The organism is Aquibacillus rhizosphaerae, assembly GCF_030282825.1.
In the GTDB taxonomy this organism is placed as follows: domain Bacteria; phylum Bacillota; class Bacilli; order Bacillales; family Amphibacillaceae; genus Aquibacillus_C; species Aquibacillus_C rhizosphaerae.
Genome location: NZ_JASTZU010000021.1, coordinates 32,118 through 47,358, shown reverse-complemented (window position 1 = coordinate 47,358; position 15,241 = coordinate 32,118). Strand labels below are relative to the sequence as shown.

The window sequence follows — 15,241 nt, the reverse complement described above, 5'->3', positions numbered from 1 at the left end:
ACATGTTTAGACCAAGCTTTTCGACTTTTACATTCAAGTTGAAGAGCTTTATTCTAGTTATAAGAGAACAGGCTCACTATTTAGAAGAAACTTCTGACCTATTCTTGGGCCACCCGAACTCCTTGAATATAAATATTTACTGAACTTATAGACAAACCTAATGTCTTATCTAAGGTATATTTAACTTGGGATTGTACATTATTTGCAACTTCTGAAATTTTGGTTCCATAGCTTACAATAATATACATATCAATATGTATATTTTCTCCATCCTGTCGTAAAACGACACCCTTTGAGAAATTTTCTTTGCGAAGAATTTCTGCAATTCCATCTCTTAGTTGATTTTTAGAAGCCATCCCAACAATTCCATAACATTCTATTGCAGCACCACCTGCAACCGTAGAAATTACATCATTAGTGATCGTTACATGACCATCTTTTGTAGTCAGTTCAATGGACATAACAAATCCTCCTTGGTTCTATCTTAATTTAAGGTAATTTTACTATAACACAAATAAATATGAAAGCAGTTTCACTCAAAGATTATGTTCTCTCTTTGTATAGTCATTATCTTTCACTATCCGCTTGTCTAATAAACACACAGATTCCATTATATTAAAACTTTTTAAACAAAACCCCTTTATACAATGGACGAAAACTGAAAATCTGTCAAGTGAAAGTTCTTTCAAAATGTTGAATAAGTAAATACCTATCAAATAAACAGTTTCACAATATCTCTGTAAAATAAGTATCCGGAAGAGGTTCAAACAAATATTGCAATATTTTAAGTCCTATGATAAATTATATTAGTGTGTAAAGAGATACATGCAAGCTAGGAGGGAATAACATGGGACGCAAATGTGCAGTAACTGGTCGTAAAACTACTTCAGGAAACACTCGTTCTCACGCGATGAACGCTAATAAACGTACATGGAAAGCTAACGTACAAAAAGTACGCATTATGGTTGATGGTAAACCTAAACGCGTTTACGTATCTGCTCGTGCTTTGAAATCAGGTAAAGTAGAGCGAGTATAATTTGATTATACGTCAATGAAAAAAGCACAGCGAAGACTAAGCTTTCTGAAAGTACAAAAAAAGCACCCTTCTTGGGGGTGCTTTTTTTGTATGGTTAGCCCTTTTTAAACGAACCCATTATAGCACGTACAAAGCCACCAATGAACCTTGGGAGTTTAAAGGTATAAAATTTCATCAGAACCCCTCCTCTTTTCCGAATAGCAAAAAGATCACTTCAGATTATCCTATGATAATAACCCTAAATAAGTACATCTCGGCTCTTTATTACTAATAATATGCCTTCCCTAAATGAAAAAGTACCTTTTTCTAAAAGAAGCTTATTAGAAATACAAAGTGTAGAGCCCCAAAAAATGTTCTTGTTTACTAATTTATAGTAGAAACCATGAAGAGATATTCCTATTACTTGATTAGAAAAAGGTAGAAATGAAATATTAGGATAATATGAATCCTGATATACATTATAGGTTCCAGGAAATCTCAACTCCATCAAATTATTTTCATCAACAATAATTCCATTTATTTCTTTCTCTTTTAACCGATACAATAGTTGGATACTAGCCATTCCATGGTCCAGTCTACCACCAGTAACTCCGAATAAATACAAGTCAGTAGGTTGTTGTTCAATAGCCTTAAAGATGGCAAGCTCTAGATCAGTCTCATTTTTTTCAATTGGAAATATTTCAATTTCTTCTGCATGATTTTTTACTATTTTTAATTCTTTTTCATTAAGAGAATCAAAATCCCCTATAGCTAATGTTGGGGTAATCCCTTCTTTTATTATTGTTAATGCGCCCCTATCAGCACCAATCCACTTGTCAATTTTATCTTTAAAACAACCGAAGTTAGGTATTTGCTTTGCGGGACCACCAGCCACTATAGCTATTGTAGTCATATCATTTCAACCCTTTTGTACATTTTTTAAAAATAACCTTTTTAACACTACAAATAAGAAAAGCTTGGAGCACCATGTTCAACTAAGACAATTAAGGATAGCTCCGGGTCACGTTTTTCACCACAAAGGTGTTTGACTTAGGACATCAGGCGGGTTAGACACTAAAGCTAAACATCTCCGGATTTTTTATGCTTTCTTAGCTCTTAAAAAGGTTGCTTTAAAATAGCAACCTTTTTAAAATTACCCTTATGCATTTCTAATAATCTCTATCGCTTCTTTTCTGTCTTTTTGATTGAAAATTGCACTTCCTGCTACTAAAACATCTACACCAGCTTTTTTACAAAGTTTTGCTGTAGATTGATTTACACCACCATCTACTTCAATCTCAAAATTCAAATTTAGTTCTTTACGCCATAGTGATGCTAATTCTACTTTTTCTAATACTTCCTCTATAAAACTCTGTCCACCGAAGCCAGGATTCACAGTCATAAAAAGAACTAGATCAACATTAGATAATATTGGGCGAATCAATTCAACTGGTGTTGCAGGATTAATAACGATTCCAGCTTTGACACCTGCATCTTTAATAGCATGAACTGTACGATGTAAATGACGACACGCCTCAACATGCACTGTAATAATATCTGCTCCTGCTTCGGCAAAATCCCTTATATATTTATCTGGATCTTCTATCATTAAATGAACATCTAAAGGTAGCTTTGTTACTGGTCTAATTGCTTTCACTATTAATGGTCCTATCGTAATATTCGGAACAAAATGACCATCCATAACGTCTACATGGATATAATCTGCTCCGCCGTTTTCAACGTCAATAATTTCATGTTGTAAGTTTGCAAAATCTGCTGAAAGGATAGATGGTGCTATTTTTGTCATGATTAATACCTCGGCTTTCTATTTTGAATCTCCTCATAAAATTGCAAGTAATGATTATATCTATAAACAGGAATTTCATCTTCATCAACTGCTACTTTTACCGCACATTTAGGTTCCTTGTTATGCATACAACCTCTGAACTTGCATTCTTCACTTAACGCTCTCATCTCAGGAAAACAATCAGGTAAATACTCTAGATCAAGTTCACTAAATTCCAATGAGCTGAATCCTGGTGTATCTGCCACAAGTCCGCCATTGATATCAATCAGTTCTACATGGCGTGTTGTATGTTTTCCTCTTCCTAGACTTCTTGATATCTCATTTGTTTCCAAGCTTAATAAAGGATTAAATGCATTTAGCATAGAAGATTTACCAACCCCAGATTGACCAGCGATGACAGAAATCTTGTTTTTAAAATAATCCATTGCCTGGCTAAGATCATCAGATCTTTTTGTTGAAATTGTTTCAACTGAATATCCAATACTTTGATAATCGTTTTTGTATTGTTGTATTAATTTTTCTTCTTCCTCTTTAATCGTATCCATCTTTGAGATGAAAATAATTGGAGTAATTCCTTTTGATTCTATTAACACTAAGAACCGATCTAATAATAATGTACTGAAATCGGGTTGTGTTGCTGACACAACAATTACTGCTTGGTCTATATTTGCAATCGGTGGTCTTATTAGTTCATTTTTTCGTTTTTTAACTTTTAAAATGTATCCCTCACCGGGATTGCTAAACTCAAATTCCACTTCATCTCCTACAAGAGGATTTACCTTGTTCTTTCTGAATACTCCTCTACCTCTACACCGGTAAAGTTCATTACCACTCTGGACATAATAAAAGCCACTTAACGCCTTTGTTATTTTACCTTCTGGCATTCATTCACTCATCCTCCACATCTTCATATCTGATCGTTTTCTGAACTACTACTTGATCATCACGCACAACTCTATACTCAGCTGAGCCATTTGAAGGTATATTTAATCTTATTGTAAATTCGGTATCTTCTGTTATCGTTTCTTGTTCATAAAGTTCTGAAATGTTATAATCTATATCCCCAACGTAAATCCTTACTTCCTGTTCAACTGGATTTACATCCTCACTGTTGTTCCCTTCATCATTTCCATTCGCTTCAGCAGTATATGGAACTCTAACTTTCACTTCGTGCGTTAATGGTGGTTTTTCTTCTGGTCCCAATGAAATAACGAGTTCTACTCGAGATTCTTCTTCTACTTCACTACCCGCATCTGGTGATTGACTTACTACTTTCCCTTCTTCTACTTCTTCAGAATATTCTTCTGTTATATCTACAGATAAATTTCTATCGGTTAAATAGTTTGTTGCTGCAGACTCAGTCCATCCAACCACATCATTTAAAACAACCTGTTCTGGTCCAATACTCACTTCAAATACAACACTTGTTTCATCAGGAACAACTTCTGAACCTTGTTGTGGTTCAACCTGACCTACTATTTCACCTTCTGGACGGTCAGAATGTATGTCATTTCTTGTTACTTCCTTGTAACCAGTTTGACTTAGCAATTGTCTAACCTGATTATAGTCTTGTCCAACATAATCACCTACTGTTACCTTTTCTTTACCTTGGCTTGAAAAAACAATTACTGTTTTCCCTTCTTTTACGGTCATTCCTGGCTCAGGGTCTGTTTTCACCACATGACCTTCTTCAATGTCCTCTGAATACATTTCTTCTCTTTCGACAATCAGATTTAAAGCTGTTAACTCATCATATGCCTCATCATATTCCATACCCTCTACATCTGGTATATCAACATCTTTAGGCTGTAGCCAATTTGGAAGTATAAATAGAGCCGCCAAAATAGCACCAAATAGTGCTACAAAAATAACAGTTATCCATAAAATAACTTTTTTTCTTTTTTTCTTTTTTTTACCTTTCTTACCTTTTTTATCCTCACCTTTTTCTTCCTTACCATTCATAGTAGCTCCGTTATTATTACTATGAACAATTGTGTCTTGTATCGAATTATGTTGTTTAAAAGTTTCGTCTGTAATTATGGGTATTGCTTTTGTTGCCTCACCGCTTTCCTCTGGTGGCAAGAAAACTTCCTGGTTTAGGTTACTAGGATGCAGTGCAGATTCCAAAGCATCCTCTAGTTCATATACCGTGTCATAACGATGAAATGGGTCTTTTGTTGTAGCCTTTAAAACAATATTTTCTATACTTTGAGGTAGTTCAGGATTCCATCTACGGATTGACGGAGTATTACTCTGTAAATGTTTAAGAGCAATCGAAACTGCGGTTTGACCTGAAAAGGGTAAGCGCCCTGTCAATAATTCGAACAGCACAATTCCTAAAGAATATATATCGGACTTCTTATTGGCCATCCCACCTCGTGCTTGTTCTGGTGATAAGTAATGTACTGAACCTAATACAGAATTTGTTTGCGTTAAAGACGTAGCACTGAGAGCAATAGCAATTCCAAAGTCAGTAACTTTTACGTTCCCATATGGATCAATTAATATATTTTGTGGCTTAATATCTCTGTGTACAATATCATTAGCATGTGCATGAGCGATGGCAGAAGTGATTTGTTTCATAATTTCAATTGACTCCTGTACCTCAACAGGACCATAGGTTTGTATGTACTTTTTTAAGGTCATACCGTCTACATATTCCATCACCATATAATAAATGTTTTCTTCTTCCCCTACATCATAGATGTTAACTATATTTGGATGTGAGAGGCTAATAGCTGAATGAGCTTCTCGATGAAATCTTGCTATGAATTCCTCATCATTAGCATATTCTAGACGCAATACTTTAATTGCGACGTCACGATTAAGAATCATATCGTTTGCGAGGTACACATTCGCCATACCTCCGCCACCAATCATCTTCTTAATCTTATATCTCTCATTTAGTAAACGACCTTCTAACACTATGATTCACCTTCTTCCTGTGAATCATTATAATGAACAAGAGTTAATGAAATATTATCCTCGCCTCCACGTTCATTTGCAATATTAATTAAATGTTGGGCTACATCTTCTAAACTAACAAATTGTTTTAGTGCGGAATCTAATTCTAATTCTGACACTTTATTAGATAAACCATCTGAACATAAGAGTAATTTATCATTTTTATCCCAACCTATTGTTTGAATATCCACATTTACATCTTTTTCTGTACCTAAAGCTTTTAACAAAACATTTTTTCTAGGATGATATTCTGCATCATCTTTAGAGATTTGCCCAGTACGAACAAGTTCATTCACAAGGGAATGGTCCTCTGTCACTTGTTTAAACCCTTGAGAATTGGACAAATAACACCTACTATCCCCAATATGTGCAATCGAAATAAAGTCTAATGTGCAGATAACAGCGACAACTGTTGTTCCCATCCCTGCACATTCCACATGTTGCTGTGAATAGGTGAAAACGCTATTATTGGTCTCTTTAATACTTTCAGAAAGCCATATTTCTGCTGCTTCTGGTGAAGTTATAGCGTTTTCTGTTTTATTCCATTTTTCTTTGAGTGAAGATATAACCATTTGACTAGCTACATCTCCAGCTTTATGCCCACCCATTCCATCTGCAATAATAGCAATCAGTTGTTTGTGTGGATTAAAAAACACTCCGCCAGCATCTTCATTATGGTCTCTCACTTTACCTTTATCTGTTAAAAAGTAACCATTCAATCTACTCACCCCGGCTCCGCTTGAAACGACCTAATTCTTGTCTATCTCAAATCTAATAATTTCTTTTTTTAAATAAAATTACAATTGATATAATTCTTCGAAGGTTTGATACTATAGTTACGTTAGAAGGATTCAATCTCTATCTCTTTTTCTTTAATCTCGTTAGAAAAAATCCATCTGTATCAAATTCTTGCGGGAATAATTGAACTCCCCATTTGGATATTCCTATCGAATTCTTTTTTATAATCTCTGGAAGACCATCAAAAAAACTTGAATCAACTTCAAAATCTTGATGACTTGCTAAAAACTTTTCGATTACATTATCGTTTTCATGTTTATCCACTGTACACGTACTATATAATAGTTTACCATCTTTTTTTAATAATGAAGAAACACTTTCCAACAACTCTATTTGAATGGAGGCAAGCTTTTCAATATCTTGCTCACTTTTACTATATTTTATATCAGGTTTTCCTCTAAGTACACCCAATCCAGAACAAGGTGCATCAAGTAGGATTCGGTCGAAACTTGATTCCTCATGATATGATGCTAAATCTCTAGAATCTGCTTGTTTAGCATTAATAATAGATAAATCTAATTCAAGTGCTTTTTTTCCAACTAATTTTGCCTTTTTTTCATGTAAGTCATATGCGAAAACAACACCTTTATTGGACATTTTTTCAGCAATATGAGTTGCTTTACCACCAGGTGCACTGCAAGCATCAAGAACTGTCATTTCTTCTTGTAATTGTAGCATTTCTGCTACTAACATAGAACTTTGGTCTTGAATTGTTACATAGCCATCGTAAAATAAATTACTTCTTAGTACATTCCCTTGCGTAATTATTAATCCTTGATTAGAAAAATTGGATATTTCCACTTCAAATCCTTGATCTTGTAACCTCTCTATTGCATCTTCACGGCTTATTTTCATTGGTTGAACTCTAACACTAATCGGTTTATGGTGTAAATTGGTTTTACACATTTCTTCTGTTACATCAAAGCCATACATATCAACCCAGCGTTTTACTAACCAGAATGGATGACTAGTTTCGATTCCTAACCGTTGTACAGGATCGGTCACCTTTTCAAATAAAGGTAATCCCTTCCTTTGAAGGCTTCTTAACACACCATTTACCATAGAGGAAATTCCTTTGTGTCCCCTTTTCTTGGCTATTTCTACCGACTCATGAATGATTGCATGGTCTGGCACTTTATCTAAATAAGTCATTTGATAAATGGACATATACAACAACCATTTTACCCAAGAATCTAATTTCTTGTTTCCTTTTATAAAGTGAGATAAATAGTAGTCTATTGTAAGTTTTCTTTGTATCGTTCCATAGACAATTTCAGTTAACAATGCTTCATCCCGGTCACTTAACCCTTTTTTTTCTATTGCTTGGTTAATCAGTAAGTGACTAAAACCTCCACCTTCACCAACTCGAATTAGAATGTCTAATGCTGTATTTCGTAGTAAGTATTTTGTCATATTACTCTCCTAACTTTTCCCCAAGTTGCAGGTCACTCCCTGTTCCTCTTAAATAGTCTTCTCCATCCATCTTTTTCTTTCCAGCGGGCTGTAAACTAGTTATTTTAATTCCTTTTCGATCACCACAACAAACGACGAAACCATCTAGGTCAAGACGAACAACCTCTCCAGCGCTCCCATTAAACGTATTGTCTAACTTCTCTCCCCACCATACCTTAAGTGTAGTTCCACGAAGTGTTGTAAAAGCTACTGGCCATGGATGCATCCCTCGGATATGATTGTAAATCTCTTCATTTGTTTTATTCCAATTAATCTTTTCTTGATCTCTTGTAATATTATATGCATAGGTTGCAATTTGATTATCCTGTTGTCTGTGTTCATTATTATCATTAAATATAGTAGGCAACGTTATTTCAAGTAACTCCGCACCAGCAATTGCTAGTTTGTCATGCAATGTTCCCACATGATCCTCTTCTGTTATTGTTACCTGTTGTTGCGTAATAATATCTCCAGCATCTAATTGTTCCACCATATACATGATGGATATTCCGGTTTGTCGTTTACCTTGTATAATAGCATAATGAATTGGTGCCCCACCTCTTAACTCTGGAAGTAAAGAAGCATGTACATTAATACAACCAAATTTTGGAGCCGTTAGCAGCGCTTTAGGTAGTATTTGACCAAATGCGGCTGTCACAATTATGTCTGGGTTATACTCGAGTACAAAATCATATTCATTTTTTATCTTTTCTGGTTGAAATACTGGAATTTTATATTTCTCCGCTTCCACTTTTACTGGTGGTGGAGTTAATGTTCTTTTTCTACCTTTGGGCCGGTCTGGTTGTGTAACCACCAATACGACTTGATAATCATCCTTTATTAATTGTTGTAAAATAGGAACAGCAAAGTCCGGTGTTCCCATAAAAACGATTCTTTTCATTAACGTACCCCTTTCTACATTAATTGATAAGGTTGTAAGTCAACTTGTATCAATAAGTCTTTTTTTTGAATTTCAGCATCATAAAAGGATAAGATTTTTTTTATAATTTTTCTTTGGTTCGGTTCATTTTTGTATTTTACCATGCATTGGTAACGATATCTATCTTTGACCCTAGTAAGTGGAGATGGTGTCGGGCCAAGTATTCTTGCTTGTTCCGATAAGTGTTTATTAAGTAACTGTACAATTGTCTTTGTAACCTCAACTACTCTTACTTGGTTCGGGTGTGATACTGTAATTAATGTTAAAAAGTAGTATGGAGGATATTGAAAAGTCTTTCTCATGTTCATTTCTTGTTTGAAAAATTGTTCAAAATTATATTCGCTTGCTAATTGAACACTGTAATGTTCTGGTGTATATGTCTGAACAACAACTTCTCCAGGCAGTGAGTGTCGTCCTGCACGTCCACTCACTTGTGTTAATAATTGAAATGTTTTTTCTGAAGCACGAAAATCTGGTAAGTGCAATAAAGAATCCGCAGCTAACACTCCTACTAAAGTTACTTTACCAAAATCAAGCCCTTTAGCGATCATTTGTGTACCTAATAAAATATCAGCTTCGTGTCTTCCAAATTGAGTAAGTAGTTTTTCGTGCGATCCTTTTCTTCTAGTTGTATCAACATCCATGCGGATAACTCTAGCTTCCGGGATCATTTCAGAAAGTGCTTCTTCCACTTTTTGTGTACCCGTTCCAAAATAACGGATTGTGTCACTTTCACAATCTGGACAATGGGAAGGCATCTGTTTTTCATGAGCACAGTAATGACACTTCAAACGCTCATTTTTTCTATGATACGTTAAAGCTATATCACAGTGTGGACATTCTATCACATGTCCACAGTCTCGACACATTACAAATGTCGAATACCCTCTTCTGTTTAAAAACAGTACAATTTGTTCCTGTTTTTTTAGCCTAAGTTCAATCTCCTCTTTAAGTTTAGTGGAGAACATGGATCGGTTCCCTTTATGCAACTCATCCCTCATATCAACAATATTAACTTTAGGCATCTTGGCATCATTCATTCGTTTTGATAATGTCAATAGTTTATATATTCCTTTTTGTGCTCTAGCAAAGGATTCAAGGGTGGGAGTTGCACTACCTAATATGACTGGGCAATCATGTTTTTCACCACGATAAATAGCTACATCTCTAGCGTGGTACCTTGGATGTTCCTCTTGCTTATAACTTGTTTCATGTTCTTCGTCAATTATAATTATTCCCACATTTTCAAATGGTGCAAATATGGCCGATCTAGCACCAACAACTACTTTTACTTGTTTCCGTTGAATCTTTCTCCACTCATCAAACTTTTCACCTGCTGATAAGGCACTATGTAACACAGCAACATTTGACCCAAATCTACCTTTAAATCGCTCTACCATTTGAGGTGTTAAGGCAATTTCAGGAACAAGCACAATTGCTTCTTTTCCTTTGTTAATCACCTCTTGAATCGATTGCAAATACACCTCTGTCTTACCACTACCAGTAACACCATGTAACAAAAAAACTTGATGGACCTTTTGTTTAATCGATGACAAGATTGGTTCGATTGCTTCCGATTGTTGATTTGTTAACGGTAACGCTTTTGTTTCAGGATATTTATCTTCCCGATATGGATTACGATACACCTCTTGCTTTGTTTCCTTTAAAATACCTTGTTCCAATAAAGGTTTTAAACTTGCTCGAGTTGTTTTTAATTGTTCAAGAAGTGTTTTCTGACTAATCGGTTCTGGATATTTTATGAAGTGACTCAGTAATTGACGTTGTTTAACTGCTTGTTTTGACAAATTAGCTAGTTCTTCTTCTACTAAATAACTTTCACGATTCACTGTAATCATCGATTCTTTTTTAACTGTTTCTCTAGAATTAACCAGATAATTTATTTCTAACACACCATCACTTATCGCTTTTTGAAGATTCCCATGATGCCCGTCTCTTTCGATGAATTCATCATAGGAAATATAATCTCTAAAAGCAAAGATCTCTTCTAACTGATAAGGTAGTTCCTCAGACGTCAATTTATGTAACTCTTTTTTATACTTAGCCTTTAACACCTGGGGCAACATTGCCTGAAACACTGAGATATAAAAACTTAATGTTTGCTCAGACAACCATTTCCCCAAGTCAAGTAACTCACTTGTTAATACAGGGGTGACATCCATTAAATCACTTATGTCTTTTAATCGATCAAAATCAGACTCGTCTGTCAAATCTAACACAAAACCCATTATCTTTCTTGGGCCAAATGGAACAATAACACGCATACCTTTATGAACGGAACCAGCGAATTTAGAGGGAATATTGTAATCAAAAACGCGATTTGTTTGACTTGCTGGTACATCAACTACTACTTTTGCAATTCTCACTTGGCTTCATCCTTCAATTCCTGATCGATTAATTCTAGTATTTGTTTAGCAATTTTATTTTTTGATGCCATTACCAACTGTTTTTCGAAACCTTTTTCACTTAAAAATGTAACTATATTCGTGTCAGAACCAAAACCTGCACCTTGCGCTTTTACATCATTAATAACAATAGCATTCAAATGTTTTTTCGCTAATTTTTCTCTACCATAGTGAATGACATCATTTGTTTCAGCAGCAAAACCAACAAGGTATTGTTTAGTTTTTTTTGCACCTAATTCTTTTAAGATATCTTTTGTTCTTTCCATTTCAATGGATAAATTACCTTCTTGTTTTTTTAATTTTTCATCATATGTAAGAATAGGGCGATAATCTGCAACTGCTGCTGCCTTAATGACGATATCATGGTCCGGAAAGAAGTGATTCATTTGCTGATACATTTCTTCAGCAGTTAAAACATCGATTCGCTTTACGTTTTTGGGTGTTTCCAAGTTTACTGGACCAGCCACAAGCGTTACTTCTGCACCATGATTTGCTGCTTCTTGAGCTAGAGCAAACCCCATTTTACCCGAGGAATGATTTGTGAAAAACCGAATAGGATCGACAGATTCTCTAGTAGGGCCTGCAGATATAAGTACTGATTTTCCACTTAGAAAAGGATCCTGAATATGTTGAGCTATGACCTCGATAATCGTTTCGGGCTCTTCAAGACGACCCTTGCCAACATAGCCACACGCAAGATAGCCACTACCTGGCTCGATAAAATGGTAACCCCAAGCAGTTATTTTTTTCATATTTTCTATTACTGCAGGGTGGCTGTACATATGTACATTCATTGCGGGTGCTATATATACCGGAGCTGTAGTTGCTAATAAAGTAGTAGATAACATATCGTCAGCGATACCATTAGCAACTTTACCAATCAAATTAGCTGTAGCCGGAGCAATAATACACAAATCAGCCCAATCTGCAACATCAATATGCGCTATTTTCTCAGGATCTTTTTCATCAAACGTATCCGTGTAAACTGGGTTTCTTGATAATGCCTGAAACGTTAGAGGTGAGACAAACTTCTGTGCACTATCGGTCATAATCACTCTAACCGTTGCACCTTGTTGTGTTAGTTTACTCGTTAGCGCACAAGCCTTATATGCAGCTATTCCTCCTGACACGCCCAACACCACATTTTTACCATGAAGCATTATAAGTTCCCCCTAACCATTCTATTCTAACTATCTATTTTATACTATCAAACGTATTCTTGAAAATAAAAGCACATTTGTTATAGCTAGAACTCTTTTCTAAAGGATCGTTATTGTGTTCTTTATATTACAAATGGATGCTTGGAGCGGTAGTCCATTTGTTCGAGCTTTTCATAAGACTACTGTCCTGTAACGGTAATAAAGATATCCGTTATGTTGTACGTGGAAGATTAACAAAACTAACTAAAAGAATCTTTATAGAAGAAACCCTCGCTAGCAAGGATGCAAGCGAGGGAAGTAATTTCATCAAAGAATTTCTTCATTCATATAACATAGATTAGATACATTGATTAAAAGTCATTCTCCTAGAAAGTTAAATGTCTTTTATTCTTCTGGAGCAGGAATGTGAGTTAGTTTATCAGCCTGAATTTCTTCTAAGGCAATACCTACATATTTTACTGATTTTGGGTTATCAAGCTGGTGGCGCTGTGTATCTTGAATTTGTCTCGCTCGCCTAGCTGATAAAGTTACTAACGTGTACTTAGAGTTAATTTTTAATTGTAATTTGTCGATTGACGGTTCTAACATCATCCCAAATCAGCCTCCAATATCTTTTTGTACTGTTTCGCAACGCGTTCGCGTCTCAAGTGTTCACTTCTAACAATAGATTGTACTTTGCTAACAGCTGTTTCTATTTTATCATTTACAACTACATAATCATAGGCATCCATCATTTCTATTTCTTCTCTAGCTGCCAATAACCTATTTGTAACAAGATCTTCTGTTTCTGTACCTCGGCTTATTATTCTGTTTTTCAACTCTTCTAAGCTAGGAGGGAATAAGAAGATAAACACACCTTCAGGAAAATTTTCCTTTACTTGAAGCGCACCTTGCACTTCAATTTCTAAAAACACATCTTTTCCCGAATTCAAAGTCTCTTCTACATAGTCTCTTGGTGTTCCATAATAATTACCAACATACTCGGCATATTCGAGTAACTTGTTATTTTCTATCATTTCTTCGAATACTTGCTTTGAACGATAAAAATAATCAATTCCCTCATTTTCTCCGTTCCTTTGTGGTCGGGTGGTCATTGAAATAGAATATTTTAACTCTGTATCTCTTTCAAAAAGAGCTTTTCGCACAGTACCTTTTCCTACCCCTGATGGACCCGATAATATAAATAAAATTCCTTTCTCATCAATCAACATATATCCTCCTAAGATTTGCTTTACTCATCAGAGATTTCATCATGACTAATTACGCGTTGTCCTACAGTTTCTGGTTGAACAGCTGATAAGACAACATGATCACTATCTGTAATTATAACAGCTCTCGTACGACGACCATATGTAGCATCTACTAGTTTATTATTGTCTCTTGCGACAGTAATAATACGTTTAATAGGTGCAGATTCTGGTGAAACAATTGAAATTATCCGATTAGCTGAAACAACATTTCCAAATCCTATATTTATTAGTCGTAAGCTCAAAACGGCTCCCCCTCTTTGCACAGATGTTACTCTGTACTATATCATTTAAATGAATTCAAGAAATAAATACGTGGTACTTTTAATAGTTTTATCTCAAGTTTATAAAAATCTTTTAAATCTTATTATATTATATGACCTAAATATACAAAAACAAAAGGTTTATTCAATATTTTGTATTTGTTCTTTTACCCTCTCTATCTCACTCTTTAACATGACAACCCATTCACTAATCTTAACATCATTTGATTTTGATCCTACTGTATTCGTTTCTCTATGCATTTCTTGTAAAATAAAATCCAATTTCCTTCCTATAGCACCTTGCTGTGTAATCGTATGTAGGAATTGACTCACATGGCTATGGAGACGTGTAACTTCTTCGGTAATATCACCTTTTTCTGCTAGAAGTGCAACTTCTTGATAGAGTTTCGAATCATCATTTACAAATTCACTACTTATATATTTTTCGATACGCTCCTTGATTCGATCTCGATATTCCATTATAACAATATCTCTTCGTTCTCCCAATAGTTTTACTGTATTTTCTATCATTTCAATTCTAGATTTTACATCTTCAACTAATTCTTCACCTTCATGTTCACGCATTTCCAGAACTTGTCTACAAGCATTTTTCAGTGCTTTTATAATGGAATCATGTACGAAATCAGATTCTTGGGAACTTTCTTGAATAGTAAAGACATCGGACATTTCTGTAACGACTTCAACGGGTACATCGCCAGCTAAGTTATAACGTTTTTTAATCTTTTCAAAACCTTCTATGTATTGATCCATTAACTCCCAATTAATTTGAAGTGTTCGTTCTACCAACTCATGTCCTTCTATTGTGATAAATATATCTATTCTACCCCGGTCAAAATACGATTGAACCACTTTTTTTAATTTATCTTCCAATACTAGAAGAGAGCGGGGGATTTTTGTTGAGACATCCAAAAAACGGTGGTTTACACTCCTAATCTCAACTGATATATTTGTTTCACTTACACATACTTCATTTCTACCGTAACCTGTCATACTTGTAACCACAACATCACATCCAGTAACTAATCATTGTACTTTAATTATATAGTTACTATATCAAACTTAGTAACATTATGTCATCAATGAACCATATCTTAAACGATTATTTAAAATAAACTCACCCTTAAAAAGAAAAAAACCTACGATCTGCAGTA

General features: G+C 34.9%; 16 protein-coding genes. 1 reads left to right on the top strand and 15 read right to left on the bottom strand.

Going from position 1 to position 15,241, the window contains the following annotated elements; genetic code table 11:
* Positions 1 to 98: 98 nt before the first annotated feature.
* On the bottom strand, positions 99 to 461 hold the full coding sequence (locus QQS35_RS06070; protein WP_285931019.1) for an Asp23/Gls24 family envelope stress response protein: 363 nt from the start codon (positions 459 to 461) through the stop codon (positions 99 to 101).
* A 386-nt stretch (positions 462 to 847) separates the two neighbouring features.
* On the opposite strand from QQS35_RS06070, the gene rpmB reads away from it, so the two are divergent.
* Positions 848 to 1,036, top strand: coding sequence for a 50S ribosomal protein L28 (rpmB, locus tag QQS35_RS06065; protein WP_285931018.1), 189 nt, complete (start codon positions 848 to 850; stop codon positions 1,034 to 1,036).
* A gap of 94 nt (positions 1,037 to 1,130) precedes the next feature.
* On the opposite strand, the gene spoVM is transcribed toward rpmB, so the two are convergent.
* The 14 genes from spoVM to QQS35_RS05995 form a co-directional block, all read right to left on the bottom strand.
* Entirely contained in the window at positions 1,131 to 1,211 is an 81-nt protein-coding gene (gene spoVM / locus QQS35_RS06060; protein WP_285931119.1) for a stage V sporulation protein SpoVM, read from the bottom strand.
* 63 nt (positions 1,212 to 1,274) lie between these two features.
* Positions 1,275 to 1,928 carry a thiamine diphosphokinase gene (locus QQS35_RS06055; protein WP_285931017.1) on the bottom strand — a complete coding sequence of 218 codons (654 nt, stop codon included), beginning with the start codon at positions 1,926 to 1,928 and terminating at the stop codon, positions 1,275 to 1,277.
* 246 nt (positions 1,929 to 2,174) lie between these two features.
* Positions 2,175 to 2,822, bottom strand: a complete 648-nt coding sequence (rpe, locus tag QQS35_RS06050) for a ribulose-phosphate 3-epimerase (protein ID WP_285931016.1) — start codon at positions 2,820 to 2,822, stop codon at positions 2,175 to 2,177.
* Positions 2,823 to 2,824: 2 nt separating this feature from the next.
* On the bottom strand, positions 2,825 to 3,706 hold the full coding sequence (gene rsgA, locus QQS35_RS06045) for a ribosome small subunit-dependent GTPase A (RefSeq protein ID WP_285931015.1): 882 nt from the start codon (positions 3,704 to 3,706) through the stop codon (positions 2,825 to 2,827).
* A 4-nt stretch (positions 3,707 to 3,710) separates the two neighbouring features.
* Positions 3,711 to 5,747 carry a Stk1 family PASTA domain-containing Ser/Thr kinase gene (gene pknB, locus QQS35_RS06040; protein ID WP_285931014.1) on the bottom strand — a complete coding sequence of 679 codons (2,037 nt, stop codon included), beginning with the start codon at positions 5,745 to 5,747 and terminating at the stop codon, positions 3,711 to 3,713.
* Positions 5,747 to 6,514 (bottom strand): Stp1/IreP family PP2C-type Ser/Thr phosphatase, encoded by a 768-nt coding sequence (locus QQS35_RS06035; RefSeq protein WP_331490693.1) that lies wholly within the window; start codon positions 6,512 to 6,514, stop codon positions 5,747 to 5,749. Before QQS35_RS06035 ends, pknB begins: the two co-directional genes overlap by 1 nt.
* Before the next feature lie 130 nt (positions 6,515 to 6,644).
* Positions 6,645 to 7,997, bottom strand: coding sequence for a 16S rRNA (cytosine(967)-C(5))-methyltransferase RsmB (gene rsmB / locus QQS35_RS06030; RefSeq protein ID WP_285931013.1), 1,353 nt, complete (start codon positions 7,995 to 7,997; stop codon positions 6,645 to 6,647).
* Between the two features lies 1 nt (position 7,998).
* Positions 7,999 to 8,937, bottom strand: coding sequence for a methionyl-tRNA formyltransferase (gene fmt, locus QQS35_RS06025; RefSeq protein WP_285931012.1), 939 nt, complete (start codon positions 8,935 to 8,937; stop codon positions 7,999 to 8,001).
* A gap of 14 nt (positions 8,938 to 8,951) precedes the next feature.
* The gene (priA, locus tag QQS35_RS06020; protein ID WP_285931011.1) at positions 8,952 to 11,360 is read right to left on the bottom strand and encodes a primosomal protein N'; all 2,409 of its coding nucleotides are present in this window, start codon (positions 11,358 to 11,360) and stop codon (positions 8,952 to 8,954) included.
* Positions 11,357 to 12,559 carry a bifunctional phosphopantothenoylcysteine decarboxylase/phosphopantothenate--cysteine ligase CoaBC gene (gene coaBC, locus QQS35_RS06015; protein WP_285931010.1) on the bottom strand — a complete coding sequence of 401 codons (1,203 nt, stop codon included), beginning with the start codon at positions 12,557 to 12,559 and terminating at the stop codon, positions 11,357 to 11,359. The genes priA and coaBC overlap by 4 nt, the downstream gene beginning before the upstream one ends.
* A gap of 384 nt (positions 12,560 to 12,943) precedes the next feature.
* The gene (gene rpoZ, locus QQS35_RS06010) at positions 12,944 to 13,150 is read right to left on the bottom strand and encodes a DNA-directed RNA polymerase subunit omega (RefSeq protein WP_285931009.1); all 207 of its coding nucleotides are present in this window, start codon (positions 13,148 to 13,150) and stop codon (positions 12,944 to 12,946) included.
* The gene (gene gmk / locus QQS35_RS06005; protein ID WP_285931008.1) at positions 13,147 to 13,767 is read right to left on the bottom strand and encodes a guanylate kinase; all 621 of its coding nucleotides are present in this window, start codon (positions 13,765 to 13,767) and stop codon (positions 13,147 to 13,149) included. The genes rpoZ and gmk overlap by 4 nt, the downstream gene beginning before the upstream one ends.
* A gap of 23 nt (positions 13,768 to 13,790) precedes the next feature.
* The gene (remA, locus tag QQS35_RS06000; protein ID WP_093210849.1) at positions 13,791 to 14,051 is read right to left on the bottom strand and encodes an extracellular matrix/biofilm regulator RemA; all 261 of its coding nucleotides are present in this window, start codon (positions 14,049 to 14,051) and stop codon (positions 13,791 to 13,793) included.
* A 159-nt stretch (positions 14,052 to 14,210) separates the two neighbouring features.
* Entirely contained in the window at positions 14,211 to 15,092 is an 882-nt protein-coding gene (locus tag QQS35_RS05995; RefSeq protein WP_285931007.1) for a YicC/YloC family endoribonuclease, read from the bottom strand.
* Positions 15,093 to 15,241: the final 149 nt, after the last annotated feature.

What these genes read in the sequence shown, in the direction of transcription:
- QQS35_RS06070 (WP_285931019.1), bottom strand. Translation starts at nt 461, where the DNA reads ATGTCCATTGAACTGACTACAAAAGATGGTCATGTAACGATCACTAAT.
- rpmB (WP_285931018.1), top strand. Translation starts at nt 848, where the DNA reads ATGGGACGCAAATGTGCAGTAACTGGTCGTAAAACTACTTCAGGAAAC.
- spoVM (WP_285931119.1), bottom strand. Translation starts at nt 1,211, where the DNA reads ATGAAATTTTATACCTTTAAACTCCCAAGGTTCATTGGTGGCTTTGTA.
- QQS35_RS06055 (WP_285931017.1), bottom strand. Translation starts at nt 1,928, where the DNA reads ATGACTACAATAGCTATAGTGGCTGGTGGTCCCGCAAAGCAAATACCT.
- rpe (WP_285931016.1), bottom strand. Translation starts at nt 2,822, where the DNA reads ATGACAAAAATAGCACCATCTATCCTTTCAGCAGATTTTGCAAACTTA.
- rsgA (WP_285931015.1), bottom strand. Translation starts at nt 3,706, where the DNA reads ATGCCAGAAGGTAAAATAACAAAGGCGTTAAGTGGCTTTTATTATGTC.
- rsmB (WP_285931013.1), bottom strand. Translation starts at nt 7,997, where the DNA reads ATGACAAAATACTTACTACGAAATACAGCATTAGACATTCTAATTCGA.
- fmt (WP_285931012.1), bottom strand. Translation starts at nt 8,937, where the DNA reads ATGAAAAGAATCGTTTTTATGGGAACACCGGACTTTGCTGTTCCTATT.
- coaBC (WP_285931010.1), bottom strand. Translation starts at nt 12,559, where the DNA reads ATGCTTCATGGTAAAAATGTGGTGTTGGGCGTGTCAGGAGGAATAGCT.
- rpoZ (WP_285931009.1), bottom strand. Translation starts at nt 13,150, where the DNA reads ATGATGTTAGAACCGTCAATCGACAAATTACAATTAAAAATTAACTCT.